This window comes from Pseudomonas frederiksbergensis (assembly GCF_003732275.1).
Lineage (GTDB): Bacteria > Pseudomonadota > Gammaproteobacteria > Pseudomonadales > Pseudomonadaceae > Aquipseudomonas > Aquipseudomonas frederiksbergensis_H.
This window is the reverse complement of the sequence record NZ_MOBM01000019.1, coordinates 54,316-73,176: the sequence shown is the minus strand read 5'-3', so window position 1 is coordinate 73,176 and position 18,861 is coordinate 54,316. Positions and strand designations below refer to the sequence as shown.

Below are 18,861 nucleotides of genomic sequence, written 5' to 3'. Positions count from 1 at the left end.
CGGCTTTGTTGGTATGGATCACTGCTTAATGCTTTTCGCCAGCCAGCTTGTGTTCCAGGTAGTGGATGTTGACTCCGCCTTCGCAGAAGCCAGCATCACGGACCAGATCGCGGTGTAGCGGGATGTTGGTCTTGATCCCGTCGACAACGATTTCGTCCAGCGCATTGCGCATGCGCGCCATGGCTTCGTCACGGGTTGCGCCGTAGGTGATCAGCTTGCCGATCAACGAATCGTAGTTCGGCGGAACGGCATAGCCACTGTACAGGTGCGAATCGACGCGAACGCCGTTGCCGCCCGGAGCGTGGAAATGCTTGACCGTGCCTGGGCTAGGCATGAAGGTTTTCGGGTCTTCGGCGTTGATCCGGCATTCCAGCGCGTGACCGCGGATAACGACGTCATCCTGGGTGTACGACAACTTATTGCCAGCGGCGATGCTGAGCATCTCCTTGACGATGTCGATGCCGGTGACCATTTCCGAAACCGGGTGCTCTACCTGGACACGAGTATTCATCTCGATGAAGTAGAAGTGGCCGTTTTCGTACAGGAACTCGAAGGTGCCAGCGCCACGATAGCCAATGTCGATACAGGCCCTGACACAGCGTGCGAGGACTTCCTCGCGCGCGTTCTCGTCGATGCCCGGTGCCGGCGCTTCTTCGAGAACCTTCTGGTGACGACGTTGCAGCGAGCAATCGCGGTCGCCCAAATGGATCGCGTGACCCTGGCCATCGGAAAGCACCTGAACTTCCACGTGACGTGGGTTGGTCAGGAATTTTTCCAGATAGACCATCGGGTTGCCGAACGCTGCGCCCGCTTCGGAGCGGGTCAGTTTCGCCGAAGAGATCAGGTCTTCTTCCTTGTGAACTACGCGCATGCCGCGACCACCACCGCCGCCAGCGGCTTTGATGATCACCGGATAACCGACTTCGCGACCGATGCGCAGAGCGGTTTCTTCGTCTTCAGGCAGTGGGCCGTCGGAACCCGGAACGGTTGGAACACCAGCAGCGATCATGGCGTGCTTGGCCGATACCTTGTCGCCCATCAGGCGAATGGTTTCGGCTTTCGGGCCAATGAACGCGAAGCCGGAGTTCTCGACCTGTTCGGCAAAGTCGGCGTTTTCCGCAAGGAAACCGTAGCCTGGGTGAATGGCGGTAGCGCCGGTCACTTCAGCCGCGGCGATGATGGCCGGAATGTGCAGGTAAGAGTGCGCGGCCGATGCCGGACCGATGCAGACGGATTCGTCTGCCAGGCCCAGGTGCATCAGCTCTTTGTCGGCCTTGGAGTAAACGGCGACAGTCTTGATGCCCATCTCTTTGCAGGCACGCAGAATCCGCAGGGCGATCTCACCGCGGTTGGCGATCAGAACTTTTTCCAACTTCGCAGTCATCAAAGTTTCTCCGCGGTTCAAACGATGGTGAACAGCGGTTGGTCGTACTCAACCGGCTGGCCGTCTTCGACGAGGATGGATTCGATCACACCGCTGGCTTCAGCTTCGATGTGGTTCATCATCTTCATGGCTTCGACGATGCACAGAGTGTCGCCTTTTTTCACGGTCTGGCCGACTTCAACGAAGGACGGCGAGGACGGCGAAGATTTGCGATAGAAAGTACCGACCATCGGCGAACGGGCAACGTTGCCGTTCAGCACAGGCGCAGCCGGAGCTGCAGGAGCAGCGGCGGCAACCGGAGCAGCAGCGACAGGCGCAGGCGCCGGAGCATGCATAGGCGCGGGAGCGTAGTACTGCTGAGCCGGCGTCTTGCTGTGACGGCTGATGCGTACGGACTCTTCGCCTTCCTTGATCTCGAGCTCGTCGATACCGGATTCTTCCAGCAATTCGATCAGTTTCTTAACTTTACGGATATCCATGAATCATCAACTCCCAAGGGTCGGTCAGGGGCGTTACGCTTGTTGTTCAAGCTGTTGCCGGTCTTTCAAGCTGCTCTAGGGCGGCCTCCAGGGCCAGTCGATAACCGCTGGCGCCAAGGCCGCAGATCACTCCCACCGCAACGTCGGAGAAGTAAGAGTGATGGCGGAAAGGTTCGCGTTTGTGCACGTTAGACAAATGCACTTCGATGAATGGGATGCTCACTGCCAGCAGCGCGTCACGTAATGCGACACTTGTATGCGTAAAAGCTGCTGGATTGATCAGAATGAAGTCCACACCTTCGCCGCGAGCAGCGTGGATGCGATCGATCAATTCGTACTCGGCGTTGCTTTGCAGGTAGAGCAAATGGTGGCCGGCATTGCGCGCCCGCTGTTCCAGATCCTGATTGATCTGCGCCAGCGTTGTTGCACCGTAGACACCCGGTTCCCGGGTGCCGAGCAGGTTCAGGTTGGGGCCGTGTAAAACCAATAGGGTCGCCATCTGCTGCTCCTTTGTCATCTGTGTGCAATTGTCAGAACCCGGCGACTATGCCGCAAAGCCTTTGTGACTGTCCAGTTCTATGCAATAGCCAGCACGATGGCCGATGTTTGCGCGAAATATGTGACCGGGTGATTAAATCCGGTCATTTGCTTTCACAACACGTTCGGCGAAGTTTTTCGCGTTGATCTCGCCGATCACCCGCACATCGGCACGTTCGACGCCATCTTTGCCAAAAAACATCAGCGCCGGAGGACCGAATAACGTGTAGCGGTCGAGCAGGGCGCGTTGTTCGGCGTTGCTGGCGGTGATGTCGAAACGGATCAATCGATAGCCTTTGAGGCGTTCGATGACATTGGCATCGTTGAGGACTTCGTGTTCGATGACTTTGCAACTGATGCACCAGTCGGCATACCAGTCGAGCAGCAACGGCGTGCCGGAGGATTTGGCTTCGGCGAGGACGCGATCCAGTTCGGCTGGCGTGGTAATGGTTTGCCAGTTGCCGACGATTTGCGGTTGACCGTTGCCGGCGGCAATGCGCGGTTGGCCAATGGGGTTAAGCGGATCAGTCTGGCCACTGAACGCGCCATACCAACAGACCAGGGCATAAAACAGCAGAAGCATCCCGAGCAATTGCCCGAGGCGTTTTCTCGGTGGTTTATAGACGAATTCCAGCGCGCCCATAAACAACCCGACGCCACCGGCGAGCAAGCCGATCAATAGCAAGGTGATCTGGCCCGGCAATACGCGGCTGAGCAAAGCGATCGCCAGCCCCAGTAGCAGCACCCCAATCGCGTTTTTCACGTAGATCAGCCACGGACCGCTTTTCGGCAGCCAGGCCGCGCCGCCGGTCGCCACCAGCAGCAGTGGCGCACCCATGCCCAGGCCGAGCATAAACAATTTCAATCCGCCGCCCAGAGCATCGCCGCTGGCGCTGATGTACAGCAGCGCGCCGGCCAGTGGTGCCGAAACACAAGGCGAAACCAGCAGGCTCGACACCACGCCCAGCACCGCCGCGCCCCACAGTGAGCCGCCTTCAGTACGCCCGGCAATCCGGTCCAGGCGGCTGCTGATGGCGTAGGGCAGTTTCAGTTCGAAGACGCCAAACATGGCCAGGGCAAACACCGCGAAAAACATCGCGAATGGCACCAGCACCCAGGCTGACTGCAAGCGCGCCTGGAGATTGAGCTGTGCGCCGAACATGCCCATCAACGCACCGAGCAGGGCGAAACAGACAGCCATCGGCAGCACGTAAGCCAGCGACAGGTTGAAGCCGCGTAAACCACCAACCTGCCCGCGCAGAACCACCCCGGAGAGGATCGGCAGCATCGGCAGCACGCAAGGGGTGAAGGTCAGGCCAACACCTGCGAGGAAAAACAGCGCCAGTTCGCGCCAGCTCCAGGCGGTGGTCGCGGCGCCGCTGCCCTCAATGCTCAGGCGCTCGGTCTCGGGCGGGTAACACAGGCCTTTGTCGGCGCAGCCCTGATAGGTCACGACCAGCGTAAAGGCGCGGGAATCAGTGCGCGGCAGTTCTATATCGAGAATGCCGTGGTAAACCTCGACATCGCCGAAGTACTCATCGTGTTTTTGTTCGCCCTTGGGCAGTTGCGCCGCGCCGAGGCCTACATCGGCCGGGTCGGCGCGAAACTGGAAGCGATGGCGGTAGAGGTAATAACCCTCGGTGGCGACGAAACGCAACTTGATCGATTGCGGTGTGCTTTCTACCAGACTCAACTGAAAGGCTTCGCGCACCGGCAGGAAGTCTGCGCTGTTGTTGATCGAACCCAGGGTGGAACTGGGCCGACTGTCCAGCAACCCGGCGGCGGAGGCCGGCAGGGCGAGCACTAAAAACAGCAGGCAGAGCAAACGGCGCATGACAATCTCGCGTATCGAAAGTGTGGGCATGATAGCGGACAGTGGGCGGGTGTGCAGGCGGGAGCCCTGCGGCGATTGTTCTGGGGCCATCGCGAGCAGGCTCGCTCCCACATTGATCTGTGATCGACGCAGAACCAATGTGGGAGCGAGCCTGCTCGCGATGGCGGTTTGTCAGACGCGGAAGGCCTGAACGGCTGTATGCAACCGTCCACCCAGCACCAACAAATTCTCCCCTTGTTCACGTCCCTCGCCAATGCGCAGCAAGTTATCCCCACCCAATTGGTGAATTCGCTCACTGTGATCGCGGATTTCGCTGACAGCGCCACTCTGCTGGGCGGTGACATCGGCGATGCGCACGGCGGTGTCGGAAATGGTCTGGATCGCCCCGACGATTTTATCCAGCGCACCGTCGGCAGCCTGGGCCTGATTGGCCGTGGCTTCGGCATGTTCGACCTGGGTGCGCATGCCTTCGACCGATTGCCGCGCGGCGGTTTGCAGGCCGGCGATCAGTGTCTGGATCTCGGCCGTGGCCCCGGCGGTGCGTTGCGCCAGCGAGCGAACCTCTTCGGCGACTACCGCAAACCCTCGGCCCATTTCTCCGGCGCGGGCCGCTTCGATGGCGGCGTTCAGGGCCAGCAGGTTGGTCTGGTCGGCAATCGAGCGGATCACCGTGAGCACACCGCCAATGGTCGCCGACTCTTCGGCCAGATGTTCGATCATCTGCGCGTTGCCTTGCACTTCGCCCACCAGCGCATGCAGCCCGGTGAGGCTCAGGCCGATCACTTTCTGACCGTGCTCCACTGCCAGTCCTGCATGACGACTGGCATCGGCAGCCTGACTGGCATCGCCGGCGACTTGTTGAATCGTCGCCTCGAGTTCACCAAGAGAATCGCGGATCAGTGCTGTGTCGCCAGCCTGATGCTCGGCGCCACTGTGCAGATCATTGCTCAATTCGGCCAACGTTCGGCTGCTGCCGGCGACTTGCTCGGCGTTGAGGCGAATGGTGCCTACCAGGTCGACCAGATAGGCGCGCAAGCGATTGAGCGAGGCTTGAATGTCATGCAGTTCGCGGTTGGTCGCGCCCAGTTGAATGTCGCGGCTGAAGTCACCTTCGGCCCAGGTCGACAGCGCAGGGGCGAGGTTGGTCAGGGTTCGTGCCAGGCGTCGCTGCAAAGTATCGATGAGCAATGCGATCAGCAGAATCAGCCCGATCATCACCCCTTGCATCAACCGCACTTCGCTCTGGATCTGCCCGTGCTGGGCGCGCACCACCGGTTCCAGCCCGGCGATGGATTGCTGCACGGCGGCGATTTTCAAGTGCGTCGCGGTGCTGAGGTCAGCGCGTTTCTGGATCTGTTCGCGAGTGCGCGCCAGTTCCGAAGGGTAGCGGGTGAGCAGGCTGTTGAATTCGCGTTTGAGGCCGACGCCGGCATCTTCGGCGACGGCTTTTTCAGTGTTCTCTAAACCCATCATCGCTGCGAAATCATCGGTGTTCGATTCGGTGCTGGCGGTCACGCCAAGCAGCGGTAAAGCGTCCAGTTGCTCGGCTTGAGTGCGGATGTTATCGACTTCGCGTTCGACATCGGCGGCCAGTTCGCTGCGCCCGCTGCTGACCAGTTTGTCCCGGGCCAGGGACAGTTTGCCCACGTGTTGGGACGCAGTGAGCAAAGGCGTCAGGTACGCCGCATTACCGCCGGCGTATTGGCTGAGCTGATCGAGGCTGGCGCCGAGTTCGCGTTCGGCTTGCAGCAGCAATGCTTGCGGGTCGCCCGCGAGTTTGCCGGCAGCCAGCAGGTCGGTTTTGCTGAATTCAGCCAGGTTCGACAGGCTCGGACGCAAGGTGTCGGCCAATGCCGGTGGCAACTCACCGAGTTCCTTTTGCAAGGCATCGATGGCCTGGCTGGCGCTGCTCAGGCGCAGGGCATCGCCGCTGGCCAGGTAATCCTCGACGTTGCGCGCCACTTCATTTTGAAATTGCTGAGACAGTCCCAGATAACGCTCCATCAATAGATAGGGGCGTTCCAGGGCTTTTTGCGACCACCAGAGCGTGACGCCAAGGGCCACACACACGGCGACCAAAAGGAGGGTATTGAGGTTGGTCAACAGCTTCAGGCGCATCGTGGTCTACCAACGGCAGAATGGTAAGTGCCTGAAGTTATTGCGTTTCCGTTACAAAGTTATGACCGAATGGGTCGATTCCGATGAAAAAGTGGCACTTTGCTTTGATTCTCGCGCGGCTTGTACGCGGTTACGTCCGGCGTTCTTCGCACGGTACAACGCCTCGTCCGCCTGGCTGGCCATCAGCAGGCTGTCAGAGTCTTTGCGCAGTTCTACGACGCCGGCGCTGAAGGTGCACCAGAGGTCCTGGGGCTGAGCGGGGTAGTGAATTTCGGCAAAGCGCTGACGGATTTCATCGAGCACCTTGTAGGCCGATTCGATATCAGTGTCCGGCATGACGATGGCGAACTCTTCACCGCCGTAACGGCCGATGAAATCGGTCTTGCGCAACCGTTGCTTGAGGAACAGCGCCAGGCTCTTGATCACCCGGTCGCCCATGGGATGGCCGTGGCTGTCGTTGACCCGTTTGAAGTGGTCGATGTCGAGCATCGCAAAGCTCAGCGGCTTACTTTCGCGACGGGCACGGAATGAACAGTCTTCGAGCAATTGCAGAATGTGGGTGTGGTTGTACAAGCCGGTCAGGCTGTCGCGCACCATCCGCGCCTTCAGATTGCGCGCCCGCGCCGCGCGGTTGCGCACCGTGGTGATCAGGTGCCGTGGCTTGATCGGCTTGGTCAGGAAATCGTCGCCGCCCTCGCTCATGGCGTCGAGTTGCTTGTCCAGGTCGTCTTCGGCCGACAGATAAATGATCGGCACGCTGACATAGCGGTCGTTATGCCGGATCACCTTGGCCAGTTCAGTACCGGTGCAGGCCGGCATGTACATGTCGAGGATGATCAGGTCCGGCTGGAAATCCGCCAGTTCGGCCATGGCCTGGATCGGTTCGATCAGGGTCCGCGTGACGATCCCGGCGCTGTTGAGCAGGCGTTCGGTGTGCAAGGCCTGGGCGCGGGAGTCGTCGATGATCAGCACTTTATAAGGTTCGTACTGGGCGACGCAGGTCAGGACTTCGATCTTTTCCAGCAGGCTCGAGGCTTCGAGGGTGCCGGTGAGGAATTCCTGGCCTCCGGCACGCACGGCGGCGAGGCGGGTCGGGGTATCGGTTTCGTGCAGGCTGAAAAACAACAGCGGCAAGGGCTGGTCGAGGCCTTCCTGGGCTTCGGCTGCCAGTTTCAGGCCGATGCCGGCGCCACTGAAGTCGACGTCCATGACAATTGCCGCCGGCAACCGCTCGACCATCGAGGAGCGGAACGCGGCGACACTGTCGAGGGATTGAGCGCTGAGCCCGAAGAATTCAAGTTGCTTGGCCAGCCGCTCGGCCCGGTCGTGATCCTGCAACATCACGTAGATCGGTTTGCGCAGCGGCGGCAGAAAGGTCTGTTCCAGCTGATCGCCATGGCGCAAGCCGGTGCGGGACAGGCGTTGCATCAGGCGATTGAGGTCAGTGATCAGTCCGCTGCTCAGGCGTCCACGATTGGCATCGACCGCCTCCAGCGACTGGCCGATGTGGCGCGCCAGCTGGGTATGTTCCGGTTGTTCGAAACGTTCGGCAAAGCGCAGCAGGCGCAGATTGGCCTCACTCAGCTCCGATAAGTCGGTGGTGGACCATTCGTTGCGTTGCAGGCGTTGCCATATCTCAAGAATCTGACGTGCCTGATGAATTACCCGCTGGGCAAAGTGGTGCTTGAGGCGCTCACGGCTGGGGTCTTCTGGCTCGGTCATATCCTGACTACTAGTTAGGGTGCATGCTGAGATCGACTGGTGGCTCTATGCTAGCACCTCTTTTCGATTGCATGAGTGTCGTATGTCAATAATCTGCAAAGCGACTTCATTCAGTTTCTGACCGACTGGTCGCATAGGCTCAACGCTGCGCTTCATTTATAGTGGCAGCTCCATTGCGGTCATTGTGTGGCTCGCCGTGACGCGCAGGATTTTAATGCGCGGCAAATGACGCACGATGGCGTAGGGTTGTGGTCGAACCGATGAACTCAAGTGATTGAAAGGATACCGCCATGCTGGACTGGAAGAACCGCACAGGCAGCGCGCCTGAGCGTGCCGCTGAACCGAAATCGGCCACCCGCAGTTATTTTGGCGGCCTGTTGTTCAGCCGGGCGCTGGCCACTCTGATTGTTCTTTACCTGTTGGTGGCGATTGCGTTGGGCTGGTACTGGAGCCAGGAGCCGGCGCTGTTCCCGGTTCAGCAGAATGCCCAAATGGCGGCCGAGAAAGAAGGCAAGCAGATGGTTGTCGGGTACACCACGGTGGAAACCCTCAAGTCCGTCGCCGGCACCTTGCTGACCAAACCGGGTGGTTATATTTCCAACGACCGTTTCCCGCCGGGGCTGTGGATGGATAATACGCCGAGCTGGGAATATGGCGTGCTGGTCCAGGTCCGCGACCTGAGCCGTGCGCTGCGTAAAGACTTCGCCCGCTCGCAGTCGCAGTCCACCGAAGACGCCGACCTGGCCAAGGCCGAGCCGCGTTTCAACTTCGACAACAAAAGCTGGGTGCTGCCATCCAGTGAGTCCGAGTATCAGGAAGGCATCAATTCCCTGAGCCGTTATCAGGCGCGCCTGTCCGATCCAAGTCAGAAAAGCGCGCTGTTCTATGCCCGCGCCGACAACCTGAATAACTGGTTGGGCGATGTCGGTACCCGTTTGGGTTCGCTGTCGCAGCGGCTGTCGGCCAGCGTCGGCCGGGTCAAGCTCAACACCGCACTGAAAACCGAAGTCCTGGCCCCGGGTCAGGTGCCACAGGTCGACGAAGAAATTGTCGAGACCCCGTGGCTGCAGATCGATAACGTGTTCTACGAAGCACGCGGTCAAGCCTGGGCGTTGTCCCACCTGCTGCGCGCTATCGAAGTCGACTTCGCCGATGTGCTGGCCAAGAAGAACGCCACGGTCAGCGTGCGCCAGATCATTCGTGAACTGGAAGCCTCGCAAGAACCGGTCTGGAGCCCGATGATCCTCAACGGTAGCGGCTTCGGTGTGTTGGCCAACCACTCGCTGGTCATGGCCAATTACATCTCCCGGGCCAACGCAGCGGTGATCGATTTGCGTCAACTGCTCAATCAGGGCTGAGTCATGGTCGATAGCTCCGTTGATGACATGCGTGAGGCCGCCCATCGTGCGGCCTCCGATGCCGAACAAATCGCCTGGGTCGACGAGCAGGATAACCTGCTCGGCGCTCTGGTCCGCTCCGAGCTGCGCGAACGCGAGCTGATCGGGCGCGGCACCTACATCATGCTGTTCAATTCTGCCGGTGAACTGTGCGTACATCGGCGCACCCTGAGCAAAGCGATATACCCCGGTTACTGGGACGTGGCGGCCGGCGGCATGGTGCTGGCCACTGAGACTTACGCCGAATCGGCGGCCCGTGAGCTGGAAGAGGAGTTGGGCGTGAGCGGTGTGGAACTGACCGCCCATGATCACTTTTTCTTTGAGGACACCGGCAACCGACTCTGGTGTTCGGCGTTTTCGGCGGTGTGGGACGGCCCGTTGATCCTGCAGCCGGAAGAAGTGCTTGAAGCGCGCTTCATCCCGATCGATCAGGTTCTGCTGGAAATCACGCAGAAGCCTTATTGCCCGGACTCTCTGGCGGCCTTGCAGCGCTATCTTCGCGCCCAAGGGAATAACGTCGCAAAAGAGCTATAAATTGGCGCCGATTGGCTCTTAGCAATCGGCGTTTTTGCCGTTACACTGCGCGACCTTTTCAAGCTGAACCGGTAATGCTTGTTGTAGGAGCTGCCGCAGGCTGCAATCTTTTGACTTTGGCTTTTGAGTCAAAATCAAAAGATCGCAGCCTCGTTGCACTCGTCAGCTCCTACACCGGGTTTTCCGTTTCAGTAGCGCTGCCCCTGCCTGAGTGGGGCTTCGCGGTCGATGGCATCTGCCACGACCAGTCTTTGTCCTCCCAAGAGGATTGCCGGTGGCCAAAAAAGCCGCATCCTTCGCCGCCCTTGGTGGCCTGGTATTTTCCACCGATGCAGGTCGTCATTGCCCGGATTGCAGTCAACCGGTGGATGCCTGCATCTGCAAACAAACCGTTATCCCGGCCGGCGACGGCATCGCTCGCGTGCGTCGCGAAAGCAAGGGTCGTGGCGGCAAGACGGTGACCACCATCACCGGCGTGCCGTTGGCCGAAGACGCGCTCAAGGATCTGGCCACCACGTTGAAAAAACGTTGCGGGACCGGCGGGGCGTTGAAAGACGGAATCATCGAAATCCAGGGCGATCATGTCGAGCTACTCTTGGCCGAGCTGATCAAACACGGTTTCAAGGCGAAGAAGTCCGGCGGCTAGCAGCCTCTGTGAAAACCACCCGCGGCTTGATCCAGTCCCGATTTCATTCAGGTCTGGTGTCGTCTCCATGGTTTTCACAGAGCCTGTTCATGACCGGTTTCTAAACTCACTGCGGTCAGCGAGGTCTACCCCCTCGTTGACGAACCGTCATTTTCATTCTTTAGACTGCGCCGGCCTGAACTTAAGGCGACGCTCTATGACTTCTTTATAGGGGACTTCGATGTCCGTACGACGCACACGCAAAGACGATGGCAGCCAATGGACAGTTGCGGACAGCCGCAGTGTTTACGGGATTCGCCATTGGGGGGCCGGGTATTTCGCGATCAATGACGCCGGTCGCGTCGAAGTTCGTCCGAACGGCCCGACCAGTTCGCCTATCGACCTCTTCGAGCAAGTCGACCAACTGCGCAAAAGCGGTTTGTCCTTGCCGTTGCTGGTGCGTTTCCCAGACATCCTGCAAGACCGCGTACGTCAGCTGACCGGTGCGTTCGACGCCAACATCGAGCGCCTGGAATACCAGAGCAAGTACACTGCGCTGTACCCGATCAAGGTCAACCAGCAGGAAGCGGTGATCGAAAACATCATCGCCACCCAGAACGTTTCCATCGGTCTGGAAGCCGGCTCCAAGCCGGAACTGCTGGCGGTGCTGGCGCTGGCGCCGAAGGGCGGCACCATCGTCTGCAACGGTTACAAGGATCGCGAGTTCATCCGTCTGGCGCTGATGGGCCAGAAGCTTGGTCACAACGTGTTCATCGTGATCGAGAAAGAATCCGAAGTCGGTCTGGTGATCGAAGAAGCGGCGGCGCTCAAGGTCAAGCCGCAGGTCGGCCTGCGCGTGCGTCTGTCATCCCTGGCGTCGAGCAAGTGGGCAGACACCGGTGGTGAAAAATCCAAGTTCGGCCTGTCGGCGGCGCAACTGCTGTCGGTGGTCGAGCGTTTCCGCGCTGCCGGTCTGGATCAGGGCATTCGCCTGCTGCACTTCCACATGGGCTCGCAGATCGCCAACCTGGCGGACTACCAGCACGGCTTCAAGGAAGCGATCCGTTACTACGGTGAGCTGCGCAACCTTGGCCTGCCGGTCGATCACATCGACGTCGGCGGCGGTCTGGGCGTGGACTACGACGGTACTCACTCGCGTAATGCCAGTTCGATCAACTACGACATGGACGATTACGCCGGTGTCGTGGTCGGGATGCTCAAGGAGTTCTGCGACGCGCAGAGCCTGCCGCACCCGAACATCTTCTCTGAAAGCGGCCGCTCCCTGACCGCTCACCACGCCATGCTGGTGGTTCAGGTAACCGACGTCGAAAAACACAACGACGACGTGCCGAAGATCGATAACAAGGACGAGCTGCCGGAAACCGTGCAGTGGCTGGTTGATCTGCTCGGCCCGACCGACATCGAAATGGTCACCGAGACCTACTGGCGCGCCACGCACTACATGAGCGACGTGGCCACCCAATACGCCGATGGCAAGCTGACCCTGGCGCAAAAAGCCCTGGCCGAGCAATGCTACTTCGCCGTTTGCCGTCGCCTGCACAACTCCTTGAAGGCCCGTCAACGTTCCCACCGTCAGGTGCTCGACGAACTCAACGACAAGCTGGCCGACAAGTACATCTGCAACTTCTCGGTATTCCAGAGCCTGCCGGACACCTGGGCCATCGGCCAGGTCCTGCCGATCCTGCCGCTGCACCGTCTCGACGAAGAGCCATTACGCCGTGCGGTGTTGCAAGACCTGACCTGCGACTCCGACGGCAAGATCAAGCAATACGTCGACGAGCAGAGCATCGAGACCAGCTTGCCGGTACACGGTCTGAACGAAGGTGAAGACTATCTGCTGGGGATCTTCCTGGTGGGGGCCTACCAGGAGATTCTTGGCGACATGCACAACCTGTTCGGTGACACCGACTCGGTGAACATCTATCAGAACGCCGACGGCAGCGTGTACCACGCCGGTATCGAGACCCACGACACCATCGAAGACATGCTGCGTTACGTACACTTGTCGCCGGAAGAACTGATGACCCACTACCGCGACAAATGCGCCAGTGCCCGCATCAGCGCCGCCGAGCGTACCCAGTTCCTCGATGCCTTGCGTCTGGGCCTGACCCGTTCGTCTTACCTGTCTTCTTGAGGTAAGGCACCGCGCCCATCGGGTTGTCTGAAAATTCTCCGCGCGTTGCGGAAATTTCAGATGACCTGGTGCGGAGCTTCTCTTTTTTCAAGCGAAATGACCCACATACTGGGCTATCCAAGCGATGTGGTCTTCTTTTCACGTAGGTCATTTCCTAAGTTGTACTTCGGCACTCTACTCGGCCATGTCTCTCAGCGAGAATCCCCGGCCGCCCCTCCTGTAGAGAATCGCCGATGTTCGATCCAGTCAACGAACCGTCATTTCGTCTGGATATAGCGGGTCTTCCCGACTCCTTTGAGGTCTTGGCCTTTACCGGTAGTGAAGCCATCAGCGAGCCTTTTGTGTTCGACGTGGATCTGCTGAACGATGACCCGACGCTGGACCTCGCAAGCCTGCTGTATCGCTCGGCCTTTTTGCACTTCGGGCCCTTGGGGCAGGGTGTTCACGGGCAGTTGCTTGGCCTCGTTCAGCTCGGCCATGGTAGTGAGCCCAGTCTATGTCGTGTCCGTCTGGGCCCCAGGCTGGCGTGTCTGGCGCAGCGATTCAATCAGCGAATCTTCAGCCAGCGCTCGGTGCCGGAGATTCTCGCTCAGGTGCTCAAGGAGCACGGCATTGCCGGCAAGGATCGGCGCTTCGACCTGAACGGCGATTACCCGTCCCGTGATTTCTGTACGCAGTACCGGGAATCAGACCTGCAATTTCTCCAGCGTCTGTGCGCCCAGGAGCGGCTTCATTATTACTTCGAACACTGCGCACGCGGACACTGTCTGGTTTTCGGTGATGGCCTGGGGCAATTCAGCCGTGGCGAAGAGAGCGTCTTCGAGGGTGAGAACGAACGGCCAGGTGTGCATCAGTTCAAGCTTCACGGCTGCGGGCAAATCGCCGAAGGCCAGACGAATCTGGCGACGCTGCACAGCGGTCAACTGATGCCGTTGTCCGGCCATCCGTGTATGGACTGGAATCGTCTCTGGCTACTGACCCATGTAGAGCATCAGGGTGGACAGGAACCGGGGCTTCCTTATAGCAACCAAGTGCGCGCCGTTGTGCAGGAAATGCCTTTCGTGGCGCCTCATTCGATCGTCAAACCCAGGATGCATAGTCTGCAGCGGGCGTGGGTGGTCGAGGTCGATGAGTCTCAACCGGATCTGGCCAGACCGGTTGCCGTGCAGTTTGACTGGCTTTACCAAGGGGAGGGCGCAGCGCCCAGCCACTGCTGGTTGCCATTGGCTCCCGAGCTGGAAGGCGCGGGCACCCTGCCGTTGAGTGAAGGGGCGCAAGTGCTGGTGAGCTTTATCGAAGGCGATCCGGATCAACCCTTGATCAGCGGATTTCTTCCCGGCGCAGCCTCCAGTGCAGAGCCGGTCATACCCGACCTGCAACCCTCCTTGACGACCGATGCCAGCCCGGCGCTCGAGGGCTTGCAGGGCTTGCTGCAATCCAGCGAACCCTTGGTGCTCCTGTGCCTGCTGCCAGGCGGCGGCAGTTTCAGTCATTGCGCGCAGTCTTTTTGTACCTGCCGGGCGGCGCTGCAGCTCGGCCAGAGCGGTGCGGCATGATCGCCGCTCAAGCGGTCGACCCGACCCCGCAATGGCTGTTGCTCGACGTGCCGGGCGTGCCTCAGGCCGGCGCGAGTTTGCGGCAACAGTTTGCTCATGCCCGATGGTTCCGTCTGTTCGAAGGCACCGAATTTCACCCCTTGCGTGAGCACGGGCCAGTGTTGGTCGACCTTCGCGAATGCCCGGCACTGGCCGAGCTGTGCCAAAGTGCGCCACATGCCTGGAGCGGGTTGCTGCTGGTCAGTGAAGCCTCTTCATCGCAGCTGCTGGAGCATTTGCGACGCATGCTCGCGGTCACCTTGGGTCTGCATCACCGGGCCTTGTTGAGTTACTACAATCCACACACGGCGAGTTATTTTTTCGATGCCTGCGATGCGCAGGAGTTGAGTCGCTGGCTCGGTCCGATCGATCAGTTGCGCTGGTTCGGCGGCACCTGGGCCGACCGGGCCATAGGCTGTCAGGGCTGGCAGCAGCTGTTCAATCCGCGGCTTGCCGTCCGGCCGCTGGCCATCGAAGAAAACCTCAGCCTGCGTCAGCGAGACACCTTGCAAACCTGCCTGCTGGAACAACACACCTGGCGCTGGAGCCGATCCACCGGTTCCGACTACAACAGCTTGTGGACTTACCTGCAGGAAGGGCTGGCACTGGGTTTCAGCGAACGTGCGGTGCTCGATGGCTGGTTATGGTTGCGCTTGCAGCACCCCAACGCAGTGCCCGTGCAGTCGTTGCCGGGATTCACCCAGCAAGAGCGTCTCGATAGCCTGCGCAACCTGTGGCAGACCGATCAACCCTGAAGCTGACCCTCGTCATCCGGCGAACCAACTGTCGTGCTTGCGCAAGTACCAGGCGAACGCGCCCAGGGTCAGGCTGCGCAGCAACATGAACAACAGGAAAGTTATCCACAGTCCATGGTTGCCCAAGCCTTGTAGCGCCCAGGCGAAGGGCAGCAGCAGGATCACCGTCAGCAGCATGGCGTTGCGCATTTCCCGGGCGCGGGTGGCGCCGATGAACAGGCCGTCGAGCAGGTAACTCCAGACAGCAATCAGCGGCAGCACCGCGAGGTAAGGCAGGTAAAGGAAGGCGGTGTCGCGCACGCTCTGGATGTCCGTCTGCATCTCGATGAACAGGTGCCCGGCGAACAGAAACAACAAGGCAAACCCCATACTCGCCAGCAACGACCAACCGCACGCCACCACCAGTGAGCGGCGCAGGGCCTCGCGGTCGCGAGCACCTATGGCGTGTCCGCACAGTGCTTCGACTGCGTGGGCCAAACCGTCCAAGGCGTGGGCGGTCAGCAGCAGACCGTTGAGCAGTAACGCATTGGCGGCGACCGTAGCATCGCCCAGCCGCGCGCCCTGTACGGTGATCAGGAAAAACACCGACTGCAGCGCCAGGCTACGGATGAAGATGTCGCGATTGACCGCCAGTAATGGGCGCCAACTCTGCCACAACGCCAGCGCAGCCCAAGCGATATGGCCGGGGTAGGCGCGCAAGGCTTTGCGGGTCATGAACAGGCCGATCAGCGCGCCGGTCCACTCGGCGATCACCGAGGCCCGGGCCGCGCCGACCACGCCCCACTCCAGGCCGAGCACGAACCACAGGTTCAACGCGATGTTGACCAGGTTGGTGCTCAGGAGAATCGCCAGCGGAGCCCGAGCGTTCTGGGTGCCGAGGAACCAGCCCACCAGCGCGTAGCTGGCCAGCGCCGCCGGCAAGCCGAACAGCCGTGTGTGGAAGAACTCGCGGGTGAGGTGATCCAGCTCCGCCGACGGTTGCATGAAGTGCAATGCGACTCCGCTCAACGGCACGCCCAATGCGCCCAACAAAATGGCCAGGCCCATGGCCAACAACAGACCCTGGAGCAAAATCTGCCGTAACGCTGCGCCATCCCCGCGCCCGGCAGCCTGGGCGGCGAACCCGGTGGAGCCCATGCGCAGAAAGCCCATGGCCCAGGCAAGAAAGGTATACAGACTGGCGCCCACCGCGACAGCGCCGAGTTGATGAGCATGGGGCAAGTGGCCGACGACGGTACTGTCGACCAGCGCCACCAGCGGTACGGAAATGTTCGAGAGAATCATCGGGGCGGCGAGCGCCCAGACTCGACGATGGGTCGGACGGTCGCGCCAGTCGGCAATCAGATTGGACATGCAGGCTCCTTGGGGGCGGCTGCATTGTAGCGACACATTCGCAATCTACATCGATCCATTGTGGGAGCGAGCCTGCTCGCGATAGCGGACTGACAGTCAACTCGGATGTTGAATGTGCCGGCGTCATCGCGAGCAGGCTCGCTCCCACAGGGGACGGTGGGGTTAGTGAACAATCCAGCTCAGCAACCACAATCCCAGCAACAACCAGATAATCCCCATGATAATCGACGCGTTCATGAAGGCGCGGATCGCTGCCCACAGCAGCATCAGCCCGATGATCAGCGTGATGATGCTGACGATCGAAGTGTCCATGCCCAGCGCCTGGGCCAACCCTTCGACAAAATTGCTGCCGGCGTTGCTCAACAGGTTGAACAGGCCACTGAGGGCGTCGATGATGAACCGGATGGCCGAACCGATTATCTGGCCGAGCCATTCGAAAAAGCTTTCTACCTGCATGTGTGCGTCCTGATGGAGTAGTGGCGTGGTTGCCTGATCCGAACCTTGGGCTATTTATCGTGCTGCGTAGGAGCTGCCGAAGGCTGCGATCTTTTTGAGTATGACGCAAGTGCGCAGGCACAACGCTGCCACTTGCCTTCACCCGCCATCCCCCTGAAGCTATACGCCTTCAGGAGAGCCCGATGAACCTTGTTGAACTGACCGAACGCCTGCACGCCATTCGCGACCGTAATGACTGGCGGCAATTTCACAGCCCGAAAAACCTGGCCATGGCCGCAAGCGTGGAAATGTCCGAGCTGGTGGAGATTTTCCAGTGGCTGACCGAAGACCAGTCGCGTCAGTTGCCGGCAGACAAGCTCGCCCATGCCGGGCAGGAAATCGGCGACATCGTGCTGTATCTACTGCTGCTGTGCAGCGAGTTGGGGTTGGACATGAATGAAGTGGTGCGCAGCAAACTCGCGGACAGCGAACGGCGGTTCAGCTGATGAGCGACCGTCATTTCGATCAGCTGGCGACTCGCTTCGCCGAAAAAATCTACGGTGGCGCCAAAGGTGCGATCCGGCTCGCGGTGCTGCAAGCCGACCTGGCCGAAACCCTGCCGGACCGCCCGTTGCGCGTACTGGACATCGGCGCCGGGCTGGGCCACATGTCGTTGTGGCTGGCCGAGCGCGGTCATCAGGTGACCCTAGCCGAGCCCGCCGAACCGATGCTTGAAGGCGCCCGTCAGCGCTTCGCCGAAGCGGGGCAGACGGCGACATTCATTCAGGCGCCGTGGCAGGAACTGCTCGGTCAGCTCACCGAACCTTACGATCTGGTGCTGTGCCACGCCGTACTGGAATGGCTGGCCGAACCCCATGCGATTTTGCCGGTGCTGCATCAGTTGACGAAGCCGGACGGCTGGTTGTCCCTGGCGTTCTACAACCGCGACGCGTTGATCTACCGCAACCTGCTCAAGGGCCATTTCCGCAAAATGCGCAAGAACAACATGGCCGGCGAGAAGCAGAGCCTGACGCCGCAGCAGCCACTGGATCCACGGGAACTGGCGGCGCAACTTGAGAGCATGTGGCAGGTCGAAACTCAGAGTGGGGTGCGGGTTTTTTACGACTACATGCCGGTGGAATTCCAGGCCCGCGTCGAACTGCCGGACTTGCTGGAAATGGAACTGGCTCACCGCCGTCACCCAAGCTTCGCCGGGCTTGGGCGCTACCTGCACTGGATCTGTCGGCCGATCTGACCGGAGCGCGAAATGAAAAGTCGTTCAGGGTTACTGGTGATCTGTCTCGGGTTGGCGGCCTGTCAGGGCAGCAACCCTTATGTCGCGACCTCCAATCCCCTGCCACCGGCACCGCCCCAGGCCGCCACCACCTTCGACCGCAGCGCCTACCCGGCGCCACCCCGCGATTACGGACGCTATCGCAGCTGGGCCTGGCTCAACGGGCGCCTGCCTCCGGGCACGGCCTGGGCCGACTCGGCGCAGGTGGCCGAAGCGGTCAGCAATGCCCTCGATCAACGCGGCTTGCGCCCACTGCATGACAACCGCCCGGCGGACCTGTTGGTCAGCGCCGATTTGCATCTGGAAACCCGCTTGCGTCAGGTCCAGGACGACTATGGTTACGGCGGGGGGTATTACGGCGGCGGTTATGGCGGTTACAACCGCTACGGCAGCGGTTACGGCATGTACAACACGGTGCCGGTCATCCGTACTTATCAGGTACAAGTCGTGGTGGTGCGCGTCGATCTGTTCGACGCGAGCACCGGCCAGCCGGTGTGGAGTGCTAGTGCTGAAACCAGCAATCAGGGCAACCAGAGCGAGCGTGCCGATGCCATTCGTGAAGCTGTCGAAAGGGCCATGTCGGCGTATCCTCCTAATTAGCTTCCCATACAGGAAGCCTCCCGCAGGTGCATGTCTTCTATCGG

General features: G+C 60.3%; 17 protein-coding genes. 9 read left to right on the top strand and 8 right to left on the bottom strand.

The genetic code is table 11. The features are described 5' to 3' along the window. Positions 1 to 25 precede the first annotated feature (25 nt). The 6 genes from accC to gcbA form a co-directional block, all read right to left on the bottom strand. Positions 26 to 1,384: an acetyl-CoA carboxylase biotin carboxylase subunit gene (gene accC / locus BK662_RS14385; protein WP_048396183.1), complete on the bottom strand. Its 1,359-nt coding sequence runs from the start codon at positions 1,382 to 1,384 to the stop codon at positions 26 to 28. 17 nt (positions 1,385 to 1,401) lie between these two features. Beyond that, entirely contained in the window at positions 1,402 to 1,863 is a 462-nt protein-coding gene (gene accB, locus BK662_RS14380; protein ID WP_038978781.1) for an acetyl-CoA carboxylase biotin carboxyl carrier protein, read from the bottom strand. A 46-nt stretch (positions 1,864 to 1,909) separates the two neighbouring features. Next, entirely contained in the window at positions 1,910 to 2,362 is a 453-nt protein-coding gene (aroQ, locus tag BK662_RS14375) for a type II 3-dehydroquinate dehydratase (RefSeq protein ID WP_123358611.1), read from the bottom strand. Between the two features lie 132 nt (positions 2,363 to 2,494). Next, complete coding sequence (locus BK662_RS14370; protein ID WP_123358610.1) at positions 2,495 to 4,234, bottom strand: protein-disulfide reductase DsbD; 1,740 nt, start codon at positions 4,232 to 4,234, stop codon at positions 2,495 to 2,497. Positions 4,235 to 4,405: 171 nt separating this feature from the next. Beyond that, positions 4,406 to 6,352: a methyl-accepting chemotaxis protein gene (locus tag BK662_RS36020; protein ID WP_123358609.1), complete on the bottom strand. Its 1,947-nt coding sequence runs from the start codon at positions 6,350 to 6,352 to the stop codon at positions 4,406 to 4,408. Positions 6,353 to 6,403: 51 nt separating this feature from the next. Further along, the gene (gcbA, locus tag BK662_RS14360) at positions 6,404 to 8,074 is read right to left on the bottom strand and encodes a diguanylate cyclase GcbA (protein ID WP_123358608.1); all 1,671 of its coding nucleotides are present in this window, start codon (positions 8,072 to 8,074) and stop codon (positions 6,404 to 6,406) included. A gap of 290 nt (positions 8,075 to 8,364) precedes the next feature. Between gcbA and BK662_RS14355 the strand changes: the two genes are divergently transcribed. The 6 genes from BK662_RS14355 (at position 8,365) to BK662_RS14330 (ending at position 15,135) form a co-directional block, all read left to right on the top strand. Next, positions 8,365 to 9,432: a DUF2333 family protein gene (locus BK662_RS14355; RefSeq protein ID WP_123358607.1), complete on the top strand. Its 1,068-nt coding sequence runs from the start codon at positions 8,365 to 8,367 to the stop codon at positions 9,430 to 9,432. Positions 9,433 to 9,435: 3 nt separating this feature from the next. After that, positions 9,436 to 10,005, top strand: a complete 570-nt coding sequence (locus BK662_RS14350) for an NUDIX hydrolase (RefSeq protein WP_007907443.1) — start codon at positions 9,436 to 9,438, stop codon at positions 10,003 to 10,005. Between the two features lie 274 nt (positions 10,006 to 10,279). Further along, positions 10,280 to 10,651, top strand: a complete 372-nt coding sequence (locus tag BK662_RS14345) for a translation initiation factor Sui1 (RefSeq protein WP_007907444.1) — start codon at positions 10,280 to 10,282, stop codon at positions 10,649 to 10,651. A 220-nt stretch (positions 10,652 to 10,871) separates the two neighbouring features. Next, positions 10,872 to 12,785: an arginine decarboxylase gene (speA, locus tag BK662_RS14340; RefSeq protein WP_123358606.1), complete on the top strand. Its 1,914-nt coding sequence runs from the start codon at positions 10,872 to 10,874 to the stop codon at positions 12,783 to 12,785. Positions 12,786 to 13,018: 233 nt separating this feature from the next. Continuing rightward, on the top strand, positions 13,019 to 14,341 hold the full coding sequence (locus BK662_RS14335; protein ID WP_123358605.1) for a type VI secretion system Vgr family protein: 1,323 nt from the start codon (positions 13,019 to 13,021) through the stop codon (positions 14,339 to 14,341). Further along, entirely contained in the window at positions 14,338 to 15,135 is a 798-nt protein-coding gene (locus BK662_RS14330) for a DUF4123 domain-containing protein (RefSeq protein WP_123358604.1), read from the top strand. Before BK662_RS14335 ends, BK662_RS14330 begins: the two co-directional genes overlap by 4 nt. A gap of 12 nt (positions 15,136 to 15,147) precedes the next feature. On the opposite strand, the gene BK662_RS14325 is transcribed toward BK662_RS14330, so the two are convergent. Beyond that, on the bottom strand, positions 15,148 to 16,488 hold the full coding sequence (locus BK662_RS14325; protein WP_123358603.1) for an MATE family efflux transporter: 1,341 nt from the start codon (positions 16,486 to 16,488) through the stop codon (positions 15,148 to 15,150). A 162-nt stretch (positions 16,489 to 16,650) separates the two neighbouring features. Then, positions 16,651 to 16,944, bottom strand: coding sequence for a hypothetical protein (locus BK662_RS14315; protein ID WP_008011267.1), 294 nt, complete (start codon positions 16,942 to 16,944; stop codon positions 16,651 to 16,653). A gap of 182 nt (positions 16,945 to 17,126) precedes the next feature. Between BK662_RS14315 and BK662_RS14310 the strand changes: the two genes are divergently transcribed. From BK662_RS14310 to BK662_RS14300, 3 genes are read left to right on the top strand one after another with little or no spacing between them, the layout of a single operon-like run. After that, entirely contained in the window at positions 17,127 to 17,429 is a 303-nt protein-coding gene (locus tag BK662_RS14310) for a MazG-like family protein (RefSeq protein WP_008011269.1), read from the top strand. Next, a complete protein-coding gene (locus tag BK662_RS14305; RefSeq protein ID WP_123358602.1) occupies positions 17,429 to 18,178 on the top strand; it encodes a methyltransferase domain-containing protein in 750 nt (249 codons plus the stop codon). Before BK662_RS14310 ends, BK662_RS14305 begins: the two co-directional genes overlap by 1 nt. Before the next feature lie 12 nt (positions 18,179 to 18,190). Further along, the gene (locus tag BK662_RS14300) at positions 18,191 to 18,817 is read left to right on the top strand and encodes a DUF4136 domain-containing protein (RefSeq protein WP_123358601.1); all 627 of its coding nucleotides are present in this window, start codon (positions 18,191 to 18,193) and stop codon (positions 18,815 to 18,817) included. Positions 18,818 to 18,861: the final 44 nt, after the last annotated feature.